12 protein-coding genes and 1 pseudogene are annotated in these 17,187 nt (G+C 59.6%); 9 read left to right on the forward strand and 4 right to left on the reverse strand.

The features are described 5' to 3' along the window. Positions 1-33: 33 nt before the first annotated feature. Complete coding sequence (locus ACOI8A_RS22470; protein ID WP_420650733.1) at positions 34-1,887, forward strand: polyurethanase; 1,854 nt, start codon at positions 34-36, stop codon at positions 1,885-1,887. A gap of 157 nt (positions 1,888-2,044) precedes the next feature. After that, positions 2,045-2,419 carry a hypothetical protein gene (locus ACOI8A_RS22475; RefSeq protein ID WP_420650732.1) on the forward strand — a complete coding sequence of 125 codons (375 nt, stop codon included), beginning with the start codon at positions 2,045-2,047 and terminating at the stop codon, positions 2,417-2,419. 125 nt (positions 2,420-2,544) lie between these two features. On the opposite strand, the gene ACOI8A_RS22480 is transcribed toward ACOI8A_RS22475, so the two are convergent. Then, the gene (locus ACOI8A_RS22480) at positions 2,545-2,769 is read right to left on the reverse strand and encodes a YgdI/YgdR family lipoprotein (protein WP_420650731.1); all 225 of its coding nucleotides are present in this window, start codon (positions 2,767-2,769) and stop codon (positions 2,545-2,547) included. Between the two features lie 200 nt (positions 2,770-2,969). On the opposite strand from ACOI8A_RS22480, the gene ACOI8A_RS22485 reads away from it, so the two are divergent. The 5 genes from ACOI8A_RS22485 (at position 2,970) to ACOI8A_RS22505 (ending at position 10,629) form a co-directional block, all read left to right on the forward strand. Further along, the gene (locus ACOI8A_RS22485; RefSeq protein ID WP_420650730.1) at positions 2,970-4,622 is read left to right on the forward strand and encodes a VRR-NUC domain-containing protein; all 1,653 of its coding nucleotides are present in this window, start codon (positions 2,970-2,972) and stop codon (positions 4,620-4,622) included. Beyond that, a complete protein-coding gene (locus tag ACOI8A_RS22490) occupies positions 4,619-6,904 on the forward strand; it encodes an ATP-dependent DNA helicase (RefSeq protein WP_420650729.1) in 2,286 nt (761 codons plus the stop codon). The genes ACOI8A_RS22485 and ACOI8A_RS22490 overlap by 4 nt, the downstream gene beginning before the upstream one ends. 187 nt (positions 6,905-7,091) lie before the next feature. Then, positions 7,092-8,000, forward strand: a complete 909-nt coding sequence (locus ACOI8A_RS22495; protein WP_420650728.1) for a zeta toxin family protein — start codon at positions 7,092-7,094, stop codon at positions 7,998-8,000. Between the two features lie 95 nt (positions 8,001-8,095). Further along, entirely contained in the window at positions 8,096-10,018 is a 1,923-nt protein-coding gene (locus tag ACOI8A_RS22500) for a PAS domain S-box protein (protein WP_420650727.1), read from the forward strand. A 74-nt stretch (positions 10,019-10,092) separates the two neighbouring features. Beyond that, a complete protein-coding gene (locus tag ACOI8A_RS22505; RefSeq protein WP_420650726.1) occupies positions 10,093-10,629 on the forward strand; it encodes a hypothetical protein in 537 nt (178 codons plus the stop codon). Between the two features lie 54 nt (positions 10,630-10,683). On the opposite strand, the gene ACOI8A_RS22510 is transcribed toward ACOI8A_RS22505, so the two are convergent. Continuing rightward, positions 10,684-10,980, reverse strand: coding sequence for a hypothetical protein (locus ACOI8A_RS22510; protein ID WP_420650725.1), 297 nt, complete (start codon positions 10,978-10,980; stop codon positions 10,684-10,686). On the opposite strand from ACOI8A_RS22510, the gene ACOI8A_RS22515 reads away from it, so the two are divergent. Continuing rightward, a complete protein-coding gene (locus ACOI8A_RS22515) occupies positions 10,979-11,179 on the forward strand; it encodes a hypothetical protein (RefSeq protein WP_420650724.1) in 201 nt (66 codons plus the stop codon). The two genes, ACOI8A_RS22510 and ACOI8A_RS22515, sit on opposite strands and share 2 nt — an antisense overlap. Here ACOI8A_RS22515 and ACOI8A_RS22520 read toward each other — a convergent pair. Both ACOI8A_RS22520 and ACOI8A_RS22525 read right to left on the reverse strand, forming a co-directional pair. Further along, positions 11,154-12,508: pseudogene (locus tag ACOI8A_RS22520) on the reverse strand (cation:proton antiporter). The gene ACOI8A_RS22515 and the pseudogene ACOI8A_RS22520 sit on opposite strands and share 26 nt — an antisense overlap. Before the next feature lie 179 nt (positions 12,509-12,687). Further along, on the reverse strand, positions 12,688-13,830 hold the full coding sequence (locus ACOI8A_RS22525; protein ID WP_420650722.1) for a MalY/PatB family protein: 1,143 nt from the start codon (positions 13,828-13,830) through the stop codon (positions 12,688-12,690). 286 nt (positions 13,831-14,116) lie between these two features. On the opposite strand from ACOI8A_RS22525, the gene fdnG reads away from it, so the two are divergent. Further along, positions 14,117-17,182, forward strand: a complete 3,066-nt coding sequence (gene fdnG, locus ACOI8A_RS22530) for a formate dehydrogenase-N subunit alpha (RefSeq protein WP_420650721.1) — start codon at positions 14,117-14,119, stop codon at positions 17,180-17,182. Positions 17,183-17,187: the final 5 nt, after the last annotated feature.

Genomic DNA, 17,187 nt, shown 5'->3' on the forward strand with positions numbered 1-17,187 from the left:
CTGACAAATCCAACAACAAGAGAGGCAACAGCAATGGGTGTGTATGACTACAAGAACTTCGGCACAGCAGATTCCAAGGCGCTGTTCAGCGACGCCATGGCCATCACGCTGTATTCCTATCACAACCTCGATAACGGCTTTGCCGCCGGTTATCAGCACAACGGCTTCGGCCTCGGCCTGCCGGCGACATTGGTCACCGCGCTGATCGGTGGCACTGACTCTCAAGGCGTGATCCCCGGCGTGCCGTGGAATCCCGACTCGGAAAAACTCGCACTGGATGCGGTGAAAAAGGCCGGATGGACACCCATCACTGCCTCGCAACTGGGCTATGAAGGCAAGACCGACGCGCGCGGAACCTTCTTCGGCGAGAAGGCCGGTTACACCAGCGCTCAAGTGGAAATCCTCGGCAAGTACGACGCCCAGGGCCATCTCACCGAACTTGGCATAGCCTTTCGCGGCACCAGCGGCCCTCGGGAAATCCTGATTGGCGACTCCATCGGCGACGTGATCAACGACCTGCTCGCGGCGTTCGGCCCCAAGGATTACGCGAAGAACTACGCCGGCGAAGCGTTCGGCAATCTGCTCAATGACGTGATGGCGTTCGCCAAAGCCAACGGCCTCAGCGGCAAGGACGTACTGGTCAGCGGCCACAGCCTCGGTGGTCTGGCGGTCAACAGTATGGCGGATTTGAGCAACGGCAAATGGGGTGGCTTCTTCAAGGATTCGAACTACATCGCCTACGCCTCGCCAACCCAGAGCAGCACCGACAAAGTGCTCAACGTCGGCTACGAAAACGATCCGGTGTTCCGCGCCCTCGACGGCTCGACGTTCACCGGCGCCTCGCTCGGCGTACACGATGCGCCGAAGGAATCGGCGACCGATAACATCGTCAGCTTCAACGATCACTACGCCTCGAACGTGTGGAATGTCTTGCCGTATTCGATCCTGAATATTCCAACGTGGATCTCGCACCTGCCGACCGCGTATGGCGACGGCATGAACCGGGTGATCGAGTCGAAGTTCTACGACCTGACCAGCAAGGACTCGACGATCATCGTCGCCAACCTGTCCGATCCGGCCCGTGCCAACACCTGGGTGCAGGACCTCAATCGCAACGCCGAAACCCACAAGGGCAGCACCTTCATCATCGGCAGCGACGCCAATGACCTGATTCAAGGCGGCAGCGGCAGCGACTATCTGGAGGGGCGCGCCGGCAACGACAGCTTCCGCGATGGCGGCGGTTACAACGTGATTCTCGGCGGTGCGGGCAATAACACGCTGGACTTGCAGAAGTCGGTCAACACGTTCGACTTCGCTAACGACGGCGCCGGCAACCTGTACATCCGCGACGCCAACGGCGGAATCAGCATCACCCGTGACATTGGCAGCATCGTCACCAAGGAGCCGGGCTTCCTCTGGGGCCTGTTCAAGGATGACGTGACCCACAGCGTGACGGCCAGCGGCTTGAAGGTCGGCAACAACGTCACTCAATATGAATCGAGCGTGAAGGGCACCAGCGCCGCTGACACGCTCAAGGCGCATGCCGGTGGCGATTGGTTATTCGGGCTGGATGGCAACGATAATCTGATCGGCGGGGCGGGCAACGATGTGTTTGTCGGCGGCGCCGGGAATGATCTGATGGAGTCGGGCGGCGGGGCGGATACGTTCCTGTTCAACGGTGCTTATGGTCAGGACCGGGTGCTGGGTTTTACCGCCAACGACAAACTGGTGTTCCTCGGCGTGCAGGGTGTGTTGCCCAATGACGACTTGCGCGCGCATGCCTCGACGGTCGGGCAGGACACGCTGCTGAAGTTTGGCGGGGATTCTGTGACCTTGGTCGGGGTTTCGTTGGCCAGTTTGAGTGGCGATAGCATCGTGATCGCCTGACAGTCAATGTGGAGAGGGGAAACCCTCTCCACATGCAAAGTGACTCATTGGCCACTACCTGACTCAAATACCCTGCACCAACAGGAACGCGGCACTAAATCCTCCACATGACCAGACGTCATGTAGAAGCCGCTAATTGAGTACAGGAGATTCACGCGTGAAGGTTTACACAGGCTACATCGGGGTTCTGGGACTGGCGCTGTTTGCGACCAACACTTGGGCCGATCTGCCTCACAGCTCGATTCTGAGCCGCTACGGAGTCACCACAGATCAATTGCCTGCACCGGCCAAGACCGACAAGGTCAAACCCGTCGAAGAGAAAAGCCGCTTTCAGATTCAGCCCGAACAACCGTTCGTTACGATCCGGTTGGGTGACGGCAAACAGCCGCAAACCACCGGCAACCTGAGCATCGACCGCATGGCCCAGCAGGATCTGGAGCGTTGCAAGCGCATGCAAGGCGAAGTGGCCCGGCGCGGCGGGCAATACGTGACGTGCGACGACAGCATTCCGGGCATGACCGAAGCGCAATAAATTCAGAAATCGCCCCTTGTAGGAGCTGACGAGTGCAACGAGGCTGCGATCTTTTGATCTTGCTTTTATAAGGGCAAGATCAAAAGATCGCAGCCTCCGGCAGCTCCTACACGAGACCGTGTGAATCAGTCTTCCTTGCGCACCGTCGCCACTTCATCGGCACGGACTTTGACCTTGGCCCCGGAAATATCCTCGAACTCATAGAAACCGTCATTGGTTTTGGTCTTCGGCATGTCTTCGGTCAAATACTGAGTACCGTTCTGCAGGGTGACCACCGTCGGGGTGGAGCAGCCTGCCAGGCTCAGCAGCGCTGCAACAGCCAAAGGCACACCCAAAGTCTTGAAATTCATAGCAACCTCTTATTCCATGTCTTGTGACCGAAGTCGGTCTTATACCGCGGTTGGTGCCGTCAGATCGGTAAAAGTTCATACACCGGTAAAAAAATCCCCCACGATCAGTGCCGCTGATCCTTTTCCGTTTGCACCCGTCGGGGCGCAGCTGTTATCTGTACGCATAACCAGTACCCGCTCGCCATGGCTCCGATATCACTGTGACTGCAAATCCGCTCGACGACCCGTTCTATTACCTCAACAACTTCCGGCAAGTGCTTGATTGGCTTGAGCTTCGCTATGCCGATCTGATGAGTGAGGACGAACTCGCGTTCATCCAGACCTTCAACACATTGCCGCGCGCCTCGCAGGGTTTGCTGGTGCGCATGGTGATGCGCAAGGGTGTGCACTTTCGCGTCGGCAAACTCAACTATGCAGAAATCGGCGACATTCCTGGCGCGGCGCAACCTCTGCTCGATCTCGGCTGGCTCGACGACGCGGCGCCAGTGTCGATGCACGAGCTGTTTGAAGTGTTGCTCAAGGCGGAAATCCTGCAAGCGTTCGGCCCGGCCATCGTTGAACCCAAGGGCAAGAAAGTCGATTGGCTGCCGTTGCTGCACGATCTGCATCCGGAACCGCGCCCGTTAGTTGATTGGTGCCCGTCATTGGAAGACCGATTGCTGAGCCTGACGCTCATGGATCTGTGCGACCGCTTCCGCCTGATGTTCTTCGGCAATCTGTATCAGGACTGGTCGGAGTTCGTGCTGGCCGATCTCGGCATCTTTACCTACGAAAAAGTCGAATTTTGTGCCGACTCCCGCGGCCTGCGCAGCCGTGCCGACGTCGATGCCTGCCTGTTTCTGCACGCATGCCAGCAGCGCTTCGAGGCTGGCGAACCGCTGGAAGATATTGTCGAGCAAGTCCACGCGCTGCATTTCGACAATCCGTGGCTGCAACGCCGCCGAGCCAAGCTGTTGTTTCAGATCGGTCAGCATTGCGAACGCATCGGCGAGTTTGCCCTGGCCCTCGGCGTTTACCGCGATTGCACTTATCCCGGTACGCGTTTGCGCATGATCCGCGTGCTTGAGCGCAGTGGCGAATATGCGTTGGCGCTGGAACTGGCCGAGCTTGCTCAGCAGGCGCCGCACAGTGCTACCGAGCAGCAAGGCCTGCAACGGGTGATGCCACGCCTGCGACGCAAACTCGGTGGCCCGCCGCTCAAACGTGCTGCGGCGAAACCCGTGGAACGACTCGATCTGCACCTGCCGCGCACTGATCTGACGCGTTCGGTGGAATTCCACGTACAGGCTCATCTGCATGACGATGCCGGCCCGGTGCATTACGTAGAAAACAGCCTGATCAACTCCTTGTTTGGCCTGCTGTGCTGGCCGGCGATTTTCGCGCCGTTGCCGGGGGCATTCTTTCACCCGTTCCAGCGTGGGCCGGTGGATCTGCTCAATGAAGACTTCCAGCTGCGCCGGGGCGAACTGTTCCAGGCTTGCCTGGCCGAACTCGACGACGGGCGTTACGCCGATACCATCCGCACCCGGTTTGTGACCAAGTGGGGCGTGCAGTCGCCGTTCGTATTCTGGGGCGCGCTCAATGAAACCCTGCTGGAACAGGCGCTGGCCTGTCTGCCGGCCGAACACCTGAAACACTGGTTCAACCGCTTGCTGCTGGATATCAAGGCCAATCGCGCCGGCATGCCCGACCTGATCCAGTTCTGGCCGCAGGAAAAAACCTACCGGATGATCGAAGTCAAAGGCCCCGGCGATCGTTTGCAGGACAACCAGTTACGCTGGATCGAGTTCTGCCACGCGCACCAGATGCCGGTTGCCGTGTGTTACGTGCAATGGGCGGAGCAGGGCGCTTGAGCTACAGCATTGCCGTACGCGCGCTGTGCGAGTTCACCGCCAAGACCGGCGACCTCGACTTACGCTTCACGCCGTCACCCACCGCGCTGGAAGGCATCGCCGGCCACCGCACCGTGGCCTCGCGGCGCAGCGAGGGTTATCAAAGCGAAGTCTCGCTGGAAGGCTCATTCAGTGAACTGAAGATCAAAGGTCGGGCGGACGGTTACGATCCCGCGCAGAACTGCCTGGAAGAAGTCAAAACCTACCGTGGCGACCTGAGCAAGCAACCGCTCAATCACCGCCATCTGCACTGGGCGCAGGCGAAAATCTACGGCTGGCTGATGTGCCAGAAGCTGCAGCTTGAACAAATCAATCTGGCGCTGGTGTATTTCGACATCGTCAGCGAGAAGGAAACCTGTCTGGTCGAAGCCTTCAGCGCCGAGGTGTTGCAACAGTTTTTCGAGCAGCAGTGCCGGTTGTTCCTGCAATGGGCCGAGCAGGAAATGGCCCATCGCGAGGAACGAAATCGTGCTGCGGCGGATTTGAAGTTCCCGCATGCCGGTTTTCGTCCCGGTCAACGTCATCTCGCAGAGTCAGTCTTCAAAGCCGCGAGCACCGGCCGCTGCCTGATGGCCCAGGCACCGACCGGCATCGGCAAAACCCTCGGCACCCTGTTCCCGCTGCTCAAGGCCATGGCGCCGCAGCAACTCGACAAAGTGTATTTCCTCACCGCCAAGACGCCGGGACGCAAACTGGCGCTGGACGCGGCGCAAGTGTTGTTCGATCACAGCGAAATCCTGCCGTTGCGGGTGCTGGAAATGGTCGCCCGGGACAAGGCCTGCGAGCATCCCGACAAGGCCTGTCACGGCGAATCCTGTCCGTTGGCGCAAGGCTTCTACGATCGCTTGCCCGCAGCACGCAAGGCTGCCAGTCAGTTGAATCTGCTCAATCAAGCGGCCATCCGCGAAGTCGCCGCGCAACATACGGTGTGCCCGTATTACCTGAGCCAGGAAATGGCCCGCTGGGCCGACGTGGTGGTGGCCGACTACAACTATTACTTCGATTTCAGCGCGCTGCTGTTCGGCCTCGCGCAGCTCAACCAATGGAAAGTCGCGGTACTGGTGGACGAGGCGCACAACCTGGTCGAACGCGGCCGGCAGATGTACAGCGCGACCCTTGATCAGGCGACGCTGAACAACGTGCGCAAAACCGCGCCCGAGCCGTTGAAGAAGGCATTGCAGCGGGTCAACCGCGAATGGAACGCGCTGCATAACGGCCAGCTCGCCACTTATCAAGCCTACGACAAGGCTCCGGAGAAGCTGCTTCAAGCAATTTCCCTGTGCAGCGGCAGCATCGGCGATTACCTCAACGATCACCCGCAAGGCCTCGACAGCGGCCTGCAGAACTTCTACTTCGAGATGCTGCAGTTTGGCCGGGTGGCGGAGCTGTTCGATGCGCACTATCTGTTCGACATCAGCAAACGTGACCTCGACCGCAAGCGACCGCTGTCGCAACTGTGCCTGCGCAACGTAGTCCCCGCCGCGTTCATCGGCCCGCGCCTGACCGCCGCGCGCAGCAGCGTACTGTTTTCCGCGACCCTCAGCCCACGGCACTATTACGCCGACTTGCTCGGCACCCCGGCCGACACTGTGTGGATCGATGTCGAATCACCGTTCAGCGCCGAGCAGTTACAAGTGCAGATCATCAGCCGGATTTCCACGCGCTTCGCCCACCGCCAGGCGTCGCTGGAGCCGATTGTCGAGTTGATCGCCCGGCAGTTCAGCGAGCGGCCGGGCAACTATTTGGCGTTCTTCAGCAGCTTCGATTACCTGCAACAGGTCGCGCAACTACTCGCCGAGCGCCATCCGCACATCACCTTGTGGCTGCAATCGCGGGGCATGGCCGAGGGCCAACGGCAAGATTTTCTCGATCAGTTCACCGCTGACAGCCAGGGCGTAGGCTTCGCGGTACTCGGTGGCGCGTTCGGTGAAGGCATCGACTTGCCCGGCGCGCGGCTGATCGGCGCATTCATCGCGACCCTCGGGCTGGCACAACTGAACCCGGTCAACGAGCAATTGAAGCGGCGCATGGCGGCGATCTTCGGCGCCGGTTACGACTACACCTACTTGTTCCCCGGCGTGCAGAAAGTGGTGCAGGCCGCCGGGCGGGTGATCCGCACGCAGCAGGATCGCGGGGTAGTGATGTTGATCGATGACCGCTTTGGCGAGAGCCGGGTCAGGCAACTGCTGCCGCGTTGGTGGTCGGTGGACTGTCAGGAAAATGACCGGGAGATCGCAGGCTGATGCCTATTTGTTCGTGCGCTCGCGGAGTCCATTTCGAGTGAGAATTCACTTTAAGTTGTAGGAATATTTCCCTTTAAATCCAATGACATATCTTGTCAAACACCGTCCTTTGAAAAAGCCCCCGAACGGGTCTTTAGTCATAGGGCCGGCCCTCGGCACATACCGACATTTGATAAGGAAATCACCCATGTCCACCCCCGCAACCTACAGCTACACGCCGCAACAGCTAAGCGCCGCATTCGATACGATCAGCGCCACGCTGTTTGCCGGCATCACGGCCGAAACCACGCCGAAAATGTTAGTGACTGCTGGCGTACAAAGCTCCGGCAAAACCTACCTCCTGGAAAAACAACTGCTGCCGTCTGGTCGCTACACGAATTACGTGCGGTTGTACCTGCCGGAATATCGCAAACAGCACCCGCAATACGCAGAGATGATCAAGCAAGGGGTTCTGCATGCCTATGAACACACCGATGCCTTCATTCGCGACCTGTGCGGGGAAATCTTCAAGCAAGCCTTCGCGCAAAAACTCAACATCATTATCGAGTGCGCTTACGACAGTATCGACTTCGCGGCATTACCTGATTACGCAGCGGATGCTGGCTATCAAATGGAGGTCCATGTCGTCGCCTGCAACCTGCCGTTTGCGTTTATTTCAGGCGTGCAGCGCGGCTTCAAAAGTCTGGAGAAAGGCGAGCTGGAACGTTTTCTCCGGCCCGCGACGCTGAAATCCAGTTTCGACACCGCCCATGCAGTGCTGTACGCGCTGGAGGCAGCGAGCAAAAAAGTCAGCGGCTCCCAGGTGTTTCTGTACGAACGCGGATTCGGAGCCATGCAAGATCGAGCACTACGGGCACACAGCGCTTATGCCCTCGATGCAGAGAACCAACTGACGATCACCTCAACCTCCACCGCCTACAGCTACGGCGCCTATGAGCGCATCGTCGGCAAGTCGGTCAGCAGCGAAGCCGAACGCAACGAGCTGATCAAGGAAAGCCATCTGGCACTGCACAAAGCCACGCATTACGCAGCGCAGGTGCCAGATTATCTGTTCAACGCGCTGTATTCGCGCATCGTCAAATACGTCCAGCGCTGAACAGTCGCCCATAGCGTAAACCAGTGTGCTTTTGCGCCTCCCCAATCCGTCGGATTGACGCATACTTCTGCCAATGACTACGTGCGGTGAGCCCAATGAGCGAGAACAACAAGAAAAATACCGCGATTGAGGAAATGCGCTTCCGTCTGTTGATTGATGCCGTGGTCGATTATGCGATCTACATGATTGACCCCACCGGCGTCATCACCAGCTGGAACTCCGGCGCCAAACGCTTCAAGGGTTATGAAGAAGCCGAGATTCTCGGTGAGCACTTTTCACGCTTTTATACCGATGAAGACCGCGACGCCGGTTTGCCGCAGCGTGCGCTCGACACGGCCATCCATGAAGGGCGGTTCGAAGGCGAGGGCTGGCGGGTGCGCAAGGACGGCACGCACTTCTGGTGCCATGTGGTGATCGACCCGATATTCAGCCCGAGCGGAGAGTTGCTGGGGTTTGCCAAGATCACCCGCGACCTGACCGACCGCAAGATGGCCGAAGAAACCCTCAAGCGCAGTGAACAGCAGTTCCGTTTGCTGGTGCAGGGCGTCACCGACTATGCGATCTACATGCTCAGCCCGGAAGGTTTGGTAACCAACTGGAACCCCGGCGCACAGCGGATCAAGGGTTACGCCCCGCAGGAAGTCATCGGCGAGCATTTTTCGATGTTCTACACCCCCGAAGACCGCGAACTGGGCGAGCCGCAACGTGCGCTGGAAACCGCGGTGCGCGAAGGGCGCTTCGAGAACAAGACCTGGCGCATGCGCAAGGATGGCACCCGGTTCATGGCGCACGTAGTGGTCGATGCGATTCGCGGCGACACCGGCACCTTGCTCGGTTTCGCCAAGATCACCCGCGACGTCACCGAAGCCCATCAGACCCAGCTCGATCTGGAGCGCACCCGCGAAGCGTTGTTCCAGGCGCAGAAGATGCAAGCCATCGGTCAACTCAGTGGCGGCATCGCCCACGACTTCAATAATTTACTGACGGTGATCCTCGGCAATCTGGAGATCGTGCGTAAACGCGTTGGCGAAGACCCGAAAATCAATCGCCTGCTGGAAAACGCCACTCAAGGTGCGCTGCGCGGCGTGTCGCTGACCCAACGCATGCTGGCATTTGCCCGTCGTCAGGAACTCAAGACCGAAGCGGTCGACATCCCCAAACTGGTGCAAGGCATCAGCGGCCTGCTGCAAAGCTCATTGGGGCCGGGGATCAAGATCGACAGCCATTTCCCCGCCGATCTCGAACCGGTGCTGGCCGACACCAACCAGCTGGAACTGGCGGTGCTCAATCTGGCGACCAACGCCCGGGATGCGATGCCCGATGGCGGGAGCGTGGTGATCCGCGCACAACCCGAAGTCGTGCCGGAAAACATTCATTCGACAATGGCAGCTGGGCGTTATGTCTGTCTGAGCGTGAGCGATAACGGCGAAGGCATGGACGAAACGACCCTGGCGTCAGCCACCGATCCGTTTTTCACCACCAAAGGCCTCGGCAAAGGCACCGGGCTCGGCTTGTCGATGGTGCACGGGTTTATCGAGCAACTCGGTGGGCGTTTCATCCTCAAAAGCGCCACGGGGCAGGGCACCACGGCCGAACTGTGGCTGCCGGTCGCCGGCCATGACGTAACCGTCAAGCTGTTGAGGCAGAATGTCGCGACGGCTGAGGTGCCGCGCTTGAGCGTATTGGTGGTGGACGACGACAGTCTGGTGCTGACCAGTACCAGCCTGTTGCTGGAAGATCTGGGCCATCGCGTGCTGAATGCCGAATCCGGTGCCGAGGCGCTGGCATTGATTGGTCGAGGCGAACCCATCGACCTGATCATCACCGACATGGCCATGCCGCAGATGACCGGAGCGCAACTGGCGCATGCCGTGCGTCTGCTCAAACCGGATCTGCCGATCATCCTCGCTACCGGTTACGCCGAACGCCTGGAAGGCTTCGCGGCGGGCTTGCCACGTTTGCCGAAACCGTTCAATCAACTCAATCTGGTGCAAATCATCGCCCAATCGATGAAATGACCCCAGCCCGATCCGGCTGAACTTGTGCGCGACCGCAGACATCGAAACGCTTTGTCCCTTTGAGCGTGTCTCCCGTGCCTCGCATCCTGACCGAACCCACCGCTGAAGAAACCCTGACCGAACACGACGCCAAGATGTTCGGCTCGCCCAAGGAACGCCTGGATTTCTACCGCCGGGAAATTCAGTACGAAACCACCATTCTGGCTAACCGCACCGACGCCTATCTGGCCGCGCAATCATTTCTGGTGATTGCCTTCGCGTCATGCATGGCCAATCTCAATCCGGAATGGGGCAAGTTGTTCACCATCGTCGTGCCGCCGTTTCTCGCGTTGCTCGGCCTGCTCAGTTCACTCAACGCCTGGCCGGGCATTCGTGCGGCGTACGACATCATTGATCACTGGCATTACAAACAAAGCGAATTGCTGCGCGCCGAACCGTTGATGGGGCTGGCGTACGACGAATCGCCGCTGTTCGCCGAAATGGAGTCGAGCCACAAGGGCTATCGCAAATCACTGCTGTTCTCGGTGCGTACGCCGTGGATCTTCGCCACGTTCTGGGTGCTGCTCGGGACTTACTCTTTCTATATTCAGGTGACCAATCCCGGCAGCTGAAAGACGCGCAACAAAAAGCCCGGCCAATTTTGGCCGGGCTTTTTGTTGCACGGATCAAACGTGCGATTCAAGCTCGCGGCGCAAGCCTTGCGAGTTCTGGGTCGACATCGGCACAGGCGGGAAGTCTGCGTTAAGTACGCACAAATGCTCGATGGCATCCTCAAACTTCATGTCAGCCTTACGGCGCAACGCCTGATAGTGATCAAACTTCCTGAAATCCAGATCATGTCCTTCCAGCAGCTCGTGGGCCTGTCGATTCAGCGTCTGCGCTTCTTCGAACAATTGCTGGTTACGCTCGAGGGCGAGGGTTCTGCAAGCCTTGATCTGTGCGGGAGTCGAGCATTCTTTCATGACCGTGACCTTCTTCTTCGGGATTCCTTGGATCGGGCTGGATGCCGCAGGGGAACCGAACCTGCCGGACTTCGCCGAACATGTTTGGCGAGGAGTTATAGCTGTGACCGGCGTCAAACGCGGCGGGATCCATTTTTTTGCAGAAGAAAATTCGATGGTTAAGCGCCGAGGATTCAGCGCAAAGAATCGGCTTTTCTGATTTTACGCTGCTCGTAGCGGGCAAGAATCGGCTGGGTGCTGATGCCATGCAGCAAAATGGCAGTGCCACCACTGACAAGGTCAGGTCGGTGCATAACGTGGCCAGCGAGTCGCTCAGCCCATGATTCAAGGCATAGAACAGATAGAACAGACTGCCGATCCCGCGAATACCGAACCAGCCAATCAACAAGCGTTGCCGTCCCGCCAGCAACGTTCCCCACGGCATCACCGCGACACATAGCGGACGAATCACGCAGAACAGCACGCCGCCGACCAGCAGCGCTCGCCAGTCCCAATGCGCCAGCAGCACCACGCCGAGTAACGTCACCAGAAACACTTCCATTGCGCGCTCGACCAGACTGCCAAACGCGAGCATGTCGCTCATCATGATGCCCGCAGCGACCTGGCTGTCTTCCAGTTGCTCGGTATTGCCATGCACCGCGTGCTGCGGCTCGACGTTCTGATGACCGACCACCGGCTGCACCAGATGCTCGGCGGGCAGTTGGCCGACACCCGTGGATTTGACTTCCTCCTGGCGCAGACCCAATCCCGCAGCAAACACCGACAGAAAGCCGTAACCGCCAATGGCCTCGGCGACCACGTAAGCCAGAGCGATCAATGCCAGCGCCAGATAGTCATTCGGGCTGAGCGTGCTGTCGTCGTTGTGAATTCGCAGCGACAGAGTCAGGCGTCCAATACCGCGGCCCATCCAGTAACCGGTGAGCAGTCCGGCCGGCACTGCCCACAGCACACTGCGCAAAACCCAGTCGGTCCACTCGCCGGCCATGCCATCGCTGTGCAACAGCAGCAGACCCAGAATTACAAACGGGAAGGCGATGCCGTCATTCAGACCCGCCTCGCCGGACAGACCGAAGCGAACGCTGTCCTCGTCTCGCGCATCGTTGACCGATACCAGCGCCGCCAGCACCGGATCGGTCGGGGCCAGCATCGCGCCGATCAACACCGACGGCCCCCAATCCAGACGCAAGCCGAAATGCAGCAACAGGCACACGCCGATGATGGTCAACACCATCACCGGCCCGGCCAGCCCGAACGCAATCCGCCAGCGCTTGTCGCGCAGTGGCAAACGCAGCTTGAGTCCGCAGACAAACAGCGAAAACAGCACCGCGACTTCGGTCAGGTGCTCCATCCACAGAGAGGCGTCGTCCAGCGACAGTTTCAGCAGATCCAGACCACTGGGGCCGATACCCACGCCCAACAGCAAACACACCGCCGAAGTGGTGACCGGCATCCAGCGCAGATACGAGGAGGTCAGCGCCAGGGTCAGCAGCACTGCGCCGAGCACAGCGACCCAAATGATGAAACTCATGGCACAGCCTCATGACAGGTATGGGCGGTTGACCCGCTACGTTTGCCGTGAGTTCGATTGGATGTGCGACACATTCAATGTGGGAGCGGGCTTGCCCGCGATAGCGTCAGGTCAGCCAACATCTATATCGACTGGAATTACGTCATCGCGGGCAGGCCCGCTTCCACAGGGTAAGTGGTTTATTTGAGGCTGCGCTCCATCCGCGCAATGCCTTCTTCGAGCAGCGCGCGCGGGCAGCCGAAGTTCAGGCGCACGAATTGCTGGCCGTGATCGCCGAAATCCAGACCCGGGCTGAGGCCGACTCGCGCCTGTTCGAGGAAAAACTTCTGCGGATCGTCCAGCCCCAGCGCCGAGCAGTCGAGCCACGCCAGATAAGTGCCCTGCGGCACATTGACGGTCACGCCCGGCAGGCGACTGCGCACCGCGTCGACCAGATAATCACGGTTGGCTTGCAGATACTGCTTGAGCGCTTGCAGCCACGGGCCACCTTCGCTGTAGGCCACGCGGGTAGCTTCCATGCCCAACGGATTGACACTGTCGACCATGCCGCAACGCGCGTGGTTGACCCGCTCACGTACGGCAGCGTCCTGAATAATCATGAACGAGGTCTTGAGGCCGGCAATGTTGTAAGCCTTGCTCGCCGACATCAGCGTAATCGTGCGCCGGGCGATCTCAGGACTCAGTGACGCGGTCGGAACATGCACACGACCGTCGTAACACAGCTCGGCGTGGATTTCGTCGGAGATGATCCACGCGTCCTGCGCCATGCAGATGTCCGCCACGGCTTGCAGCTCTGCACGATCAAACACCTTGCCGATGGGGTTGTGCGGATTGCTCAGCAACAGCGCGCCGCCGCCAGTCAGTGATTCACGCAATGCATTCAGCGGCGTGGCGTAGGTGCCGTCAGCCTGCGCGTCAAATTCCAGCTCAACCTTGTTCATCCCCCAGTTCCCCGGCGCGTGGCGCAGTGGCGGGTAGTTCGGGGTCTGTACCACGACGTTCTGTTGCGGTTGCACCAAGGCTTTAAGCGCCATGTTGAAACCTGCTTCGACGCCGGGCAGGAACACCAATTCCTGCGGCTGCACGCGCCAGGCAAACTTGGCCCACAGATCGGCGACGATGGCCTCGCGCAGATTCTGCTGCGGCACGCTGTAACCCACCAGCGGATGCAGCAGGCGCTTTTGCAGCGCCTCGATGACCACTGGCGGCGCGGCGAAATCCATGTCAGCGACCCACATTGGCAGCACGTCAGCCGAATAGCGGCTCCACTTGGTGCTGCCGGTGTCGTGGCGGTCGAATACCTGATCAAAATCGAAAGTCATGCGCGGTCTCGGAGAGGCAAGTCATTAGTGGCCGCCATGATAAGCCCGGAACCCCTGTAGGAGCTGCCGAAGGCTGCGATCTTTTGACTTTGGCTTCGAAAAACCAGATCAAAAGATCGCAGCCTCGTTTTACTCGACAGCTCCTACAGGGGATTTGTGTTGGATTGTGACTTTGTGGTGGCCGACGGTCGGTATTCATACAGACCAACGGGGCGTTGGCTAAGGTTAAGAAGTGTTCAAAACAAACCCGGCCAAGTACCGGGTTCCACCTGATCAGGAGTGCACGATGGATCTCAGCCGTCGTCAGTTCTTCAAGGTCGCCGGTATCGGCCTTGCAGGCTCGAGCTTGGGCGCGTTGGGCATGGCCCCGACGCCGGCCTTCGCCGAGCAGGTGCGCCACTTCAAGCTTGCCCACACCCGTGAAACCCGCAACACCTGCCCGTATTGCTCGGTCGGTTGCGGCTTGATCATGTACAGCCAGGGCGATGCCGCGAAGAACGTTGCGCAAAACATCATTCATATCGAAGGCGATTCCGATCACCCGGTCAATCGCGGCACCCTGTGCCCGAAAGGCGCGGGCCTGCTCGACTTCATTCACAGCCCCGGCCGCTTGCAGTACCCGCAAGTGCGCAAGCCCGGCAGTACTGAGTGGACGCGAATCGGCTGGGATGAAGCGCTGGATCGCGTGGCCGACCTGATGAAGGCCGACCGCGACGCCAACTTCATCGAGCAGAACGAAAAAGGCCAAACGGTCAATCGCTGGGTCACCACCGGGTTCCTCGCGGCCTCGGCGGCGTCCAACGAGGCGGGTTACATCACCCACAAAGTGGTGCGCAGCCTCGGCATGCTGGCGTTCGATAACCAGGCGCGCGTCTGACACGGCCCGACGGTGGCAAGTCTTGCCCCGACGTACGGCCGTGGTGCCATGACCAATACCTGGACCGATATCGCCAACGCGAATCTGATCCTGGTGATGGGCGGCAACGCAGCAGAAGCGCATCCGTGCGGCTTCAAATGGGTGACCGAGGCCAAGGCGCACAACGCCGCGCGGCTGATCGTGGTCGACCCCAGATTCACCCGCACCGCATCCGTGGCCGACTACTACGCGCCGATCCGCACCGGCAGCGACATCGCGTTCATGGGCGGGCTGATCAATTACCTGCTGACCGAGGACAAGATCCAGCACGAATACGTGCGCAACTACACCGACGTTTCGTTTTTGGTCAGACCCGGATTCGGCTTCGAGGACGGACTGTTCACCGGTTACGACGCGGCCAAACGGACCTACGTCGACAAATCCACCTGGGGCTATGAACTGGGCGAGGACGGCTTCGTCACAGTCGACCCGACGCTGCAAGACCCGCGGTGCGTCTATCAATTGATGAAGCAGCATTACAGCCGCTACAACATCGAGCTGGCGAGCCAGATCTGCGGCATGCCGGTCGACGCGATGCAGAAAATCTGGGAGGAAATCGCCACTTGCTCGACACCGGGCAAGACCATGACCATTCTCTATGCGCTGGGCTGGACTCAGCATTCGATCGGTTCGCAGATCATCCGCAGTGCGGCGATGGTGCAACTTCTGCTGGGTAATGTCGGCATGCCCGGCGGCGGTGTCAATGCGTTGCGCGGGCACTCGAACATTCAGGGCCTGACCGACCTCGGCCTGCTGTCCAACGCGCTTCCGGGTTATCTGACCTTGCCGCAGGATAGCGAGCAGGACTTCGCCGCGTTCATCAATAAACGCACGCAAATGCCGCTGCGGCCGGGACAGTTGTCCTATTGGCAGAACTACAGCAAGTTCCACGTCAGCCTGATGAAAGCCTGGTACGGCGCCAACGCCACGGCGGAAAACCAGTGGGGCTACAACTACTTACCGAAACTCGACATTCCCAACTACGACATCCTCAAAGTCTTCGACTTGATGGGGCAGGGCAAGGTCAACGGCTACATCTGCCAGGGCTTCAACCCGATTGCCGCGTTGCCGGACAAAAACCGCGTGATGGCGGCGCTGGCCAAGCTCAAATGGCTGGTGGTGATGGATCCGCTGGCCACCGAAACCTCGCAGTTCTGGGAAAACGTCGGACCGTACAACGACGTCAACAGCGCCGATATTCAGACCGAAGTGATTCGCCTGCCGACTACCTGTTTCGCCGAAGAGGACGGCTCGCTGGTCAACAGCAGTCGCTGGCTGCAATGGCACTGGAAAGGCGCCGACGGCCCCGGCGAGGCGCGCACCGACGTGCGCATCATGACCGAACTGTTCCTGCGCCTGCGCGAGCGTTATCAGGCCAAGGGCGGCGCTTATCCCGAGCCGATTCTGAAACTGGCGTGGCCGTACAAACTTCAGAACGAACCGTCGCCGGAAGAAATCGCCAAGGAGATCAACGGCTACGCCACCACCGATTTCACCGATGCCACCGGCGCGGCGATCAAGGGCAATGCACAACTCGCGGCGTTCTCGCAGCTCAAGGATGACGGCAGCACCGCGTCCGGTTGCTGGATTTTCTGCGGCAGCTGGACCGAGGCCGGTAATCAGATGGCCCGGCGTGACAATAACGACCCGTACGGCATGCATCAGCATCAAGGCTGGGCGTGGGCGTGGCCGGCCAATCGACGGATTCTCTACAACCGCGCTTCGGCCGATGTCGCCGGCAAACCGTGGGACCCGAAAAAACGTCTGGTGTGGTGGAACGGCAAGTCCTGGGGCGGCACCGATGTGCCGGACTACAAGGCCGACGTACCGCCGGAAGCCGGGATGAACCCGTTCATCATGAACCCCGAAGGCGTGGCGCGATTCTTCGCCGTCGACAAGATGAACGAAGGGCCATTCCCCGAGCATTACGAGCCGTTCGAGACGCCGATCGGCATCAACCCGTTGCACCCGAACAACAAGAACGCCACCAGCAACCCGGCGGCACGCATCTTCGATTCGGTGTGGGACAGCCTCGGCGTGGCCAAGGATTACCCATACGCGGCCACCAGTTATCGCCTGACCGAGCATTTCCACTTCTGGAGCAAGCACTGCGAGTTGAACGCGATTGCCCAGCCCGAGCAATTCGTCGAGATCGGCGAAGTGCTGGCCAAGGAGAAAGGCATCGTTGCCGGCGACCGGGTAAGGGTCAGCAGCAAGCGCGGCTTCATCGAAGCGGTGGCCGTGGTGACCAAAAGGATTCGGCCGCTGCAGGTCAACAATCAAGTGGTGCACCAGATCGGCATTCCGCTGCACTGGGGTTTCACCGGCCTGACACGCCACGGTTATCTGACCAACACCCTGGTGCCGTTCCTCGGCGATGGCAACTCGCAGACCCCGGAATCCAAGTCATTCCTGGTTAACGTGGAGAAGCTCTAATGGAG

Origin of the sequence: Pseudomonas sp. P4795 (assembly GCF_048822895.1) — a bacterium.
Lineage (GTDB): Bacteria > Pseudomonadota > Gammaproteobacteria > Pseudomonadales > Pseudomonadaceae > Aquipseudomonas.

What these genes read in the sequence shown, in the direction of transcription:
- ACOI8A_RS22470 (WP_420650733.1), top strand. Translation starts at nt 34, where the DNA reads ATGGGTGTGTATGACTACAAGAACTTCGGCACAGCAGATTCCAAGGCG.
- ACOI8A_RS22480 (WP_420650731.1), bottom strand. Translation starts at nt 2,769, where the DNA reads ATGAATTTCAAGACTTTGGGTGTGCCTTTGGCTGTTGCAGCGCTGCTG.
- ACOI8A_RS22495 (WP_420650728.1), top strand. Translation starts at nt 7,092, where the DNA reads ATGTCCACCCCCGCAACCTACAGCTACACGCCGCAACAGCTAAGCGCC.
- ACOI8A_RS22500 (WP_420650727.1), top strand. Translation starts at nt 8,096, where the DNA reads ATGAGCGAGAACAACAAGAAAAATACCGCGATTGAGGAAATGCGCTTC.
- ACOI8A_RS22515 (WP_420650724.1), top strand. Translation starts at nt 10,979, where the DNA reads ATGACCGTGACCTTCTTCTTCGGGATTCCTTGGATCGGGCTGGATGCC.
- ACOI8A_RS22510 (WP_420650725.1), bottom strand. Translation starts at nt 10,980, where the DNA reads ATGAAAGAATGCTCGACTCCCGCACAGATCAAGGCTTGCAGAACCCTC.
- ACOI8A_RS22525 (WP_420650722.1), bottom strand. Translation starts at nt 13,830, where the DNA reads ATGACTTTCGATTTTGATCAGGTATTCGACCGCCACGACACCGGCAGC.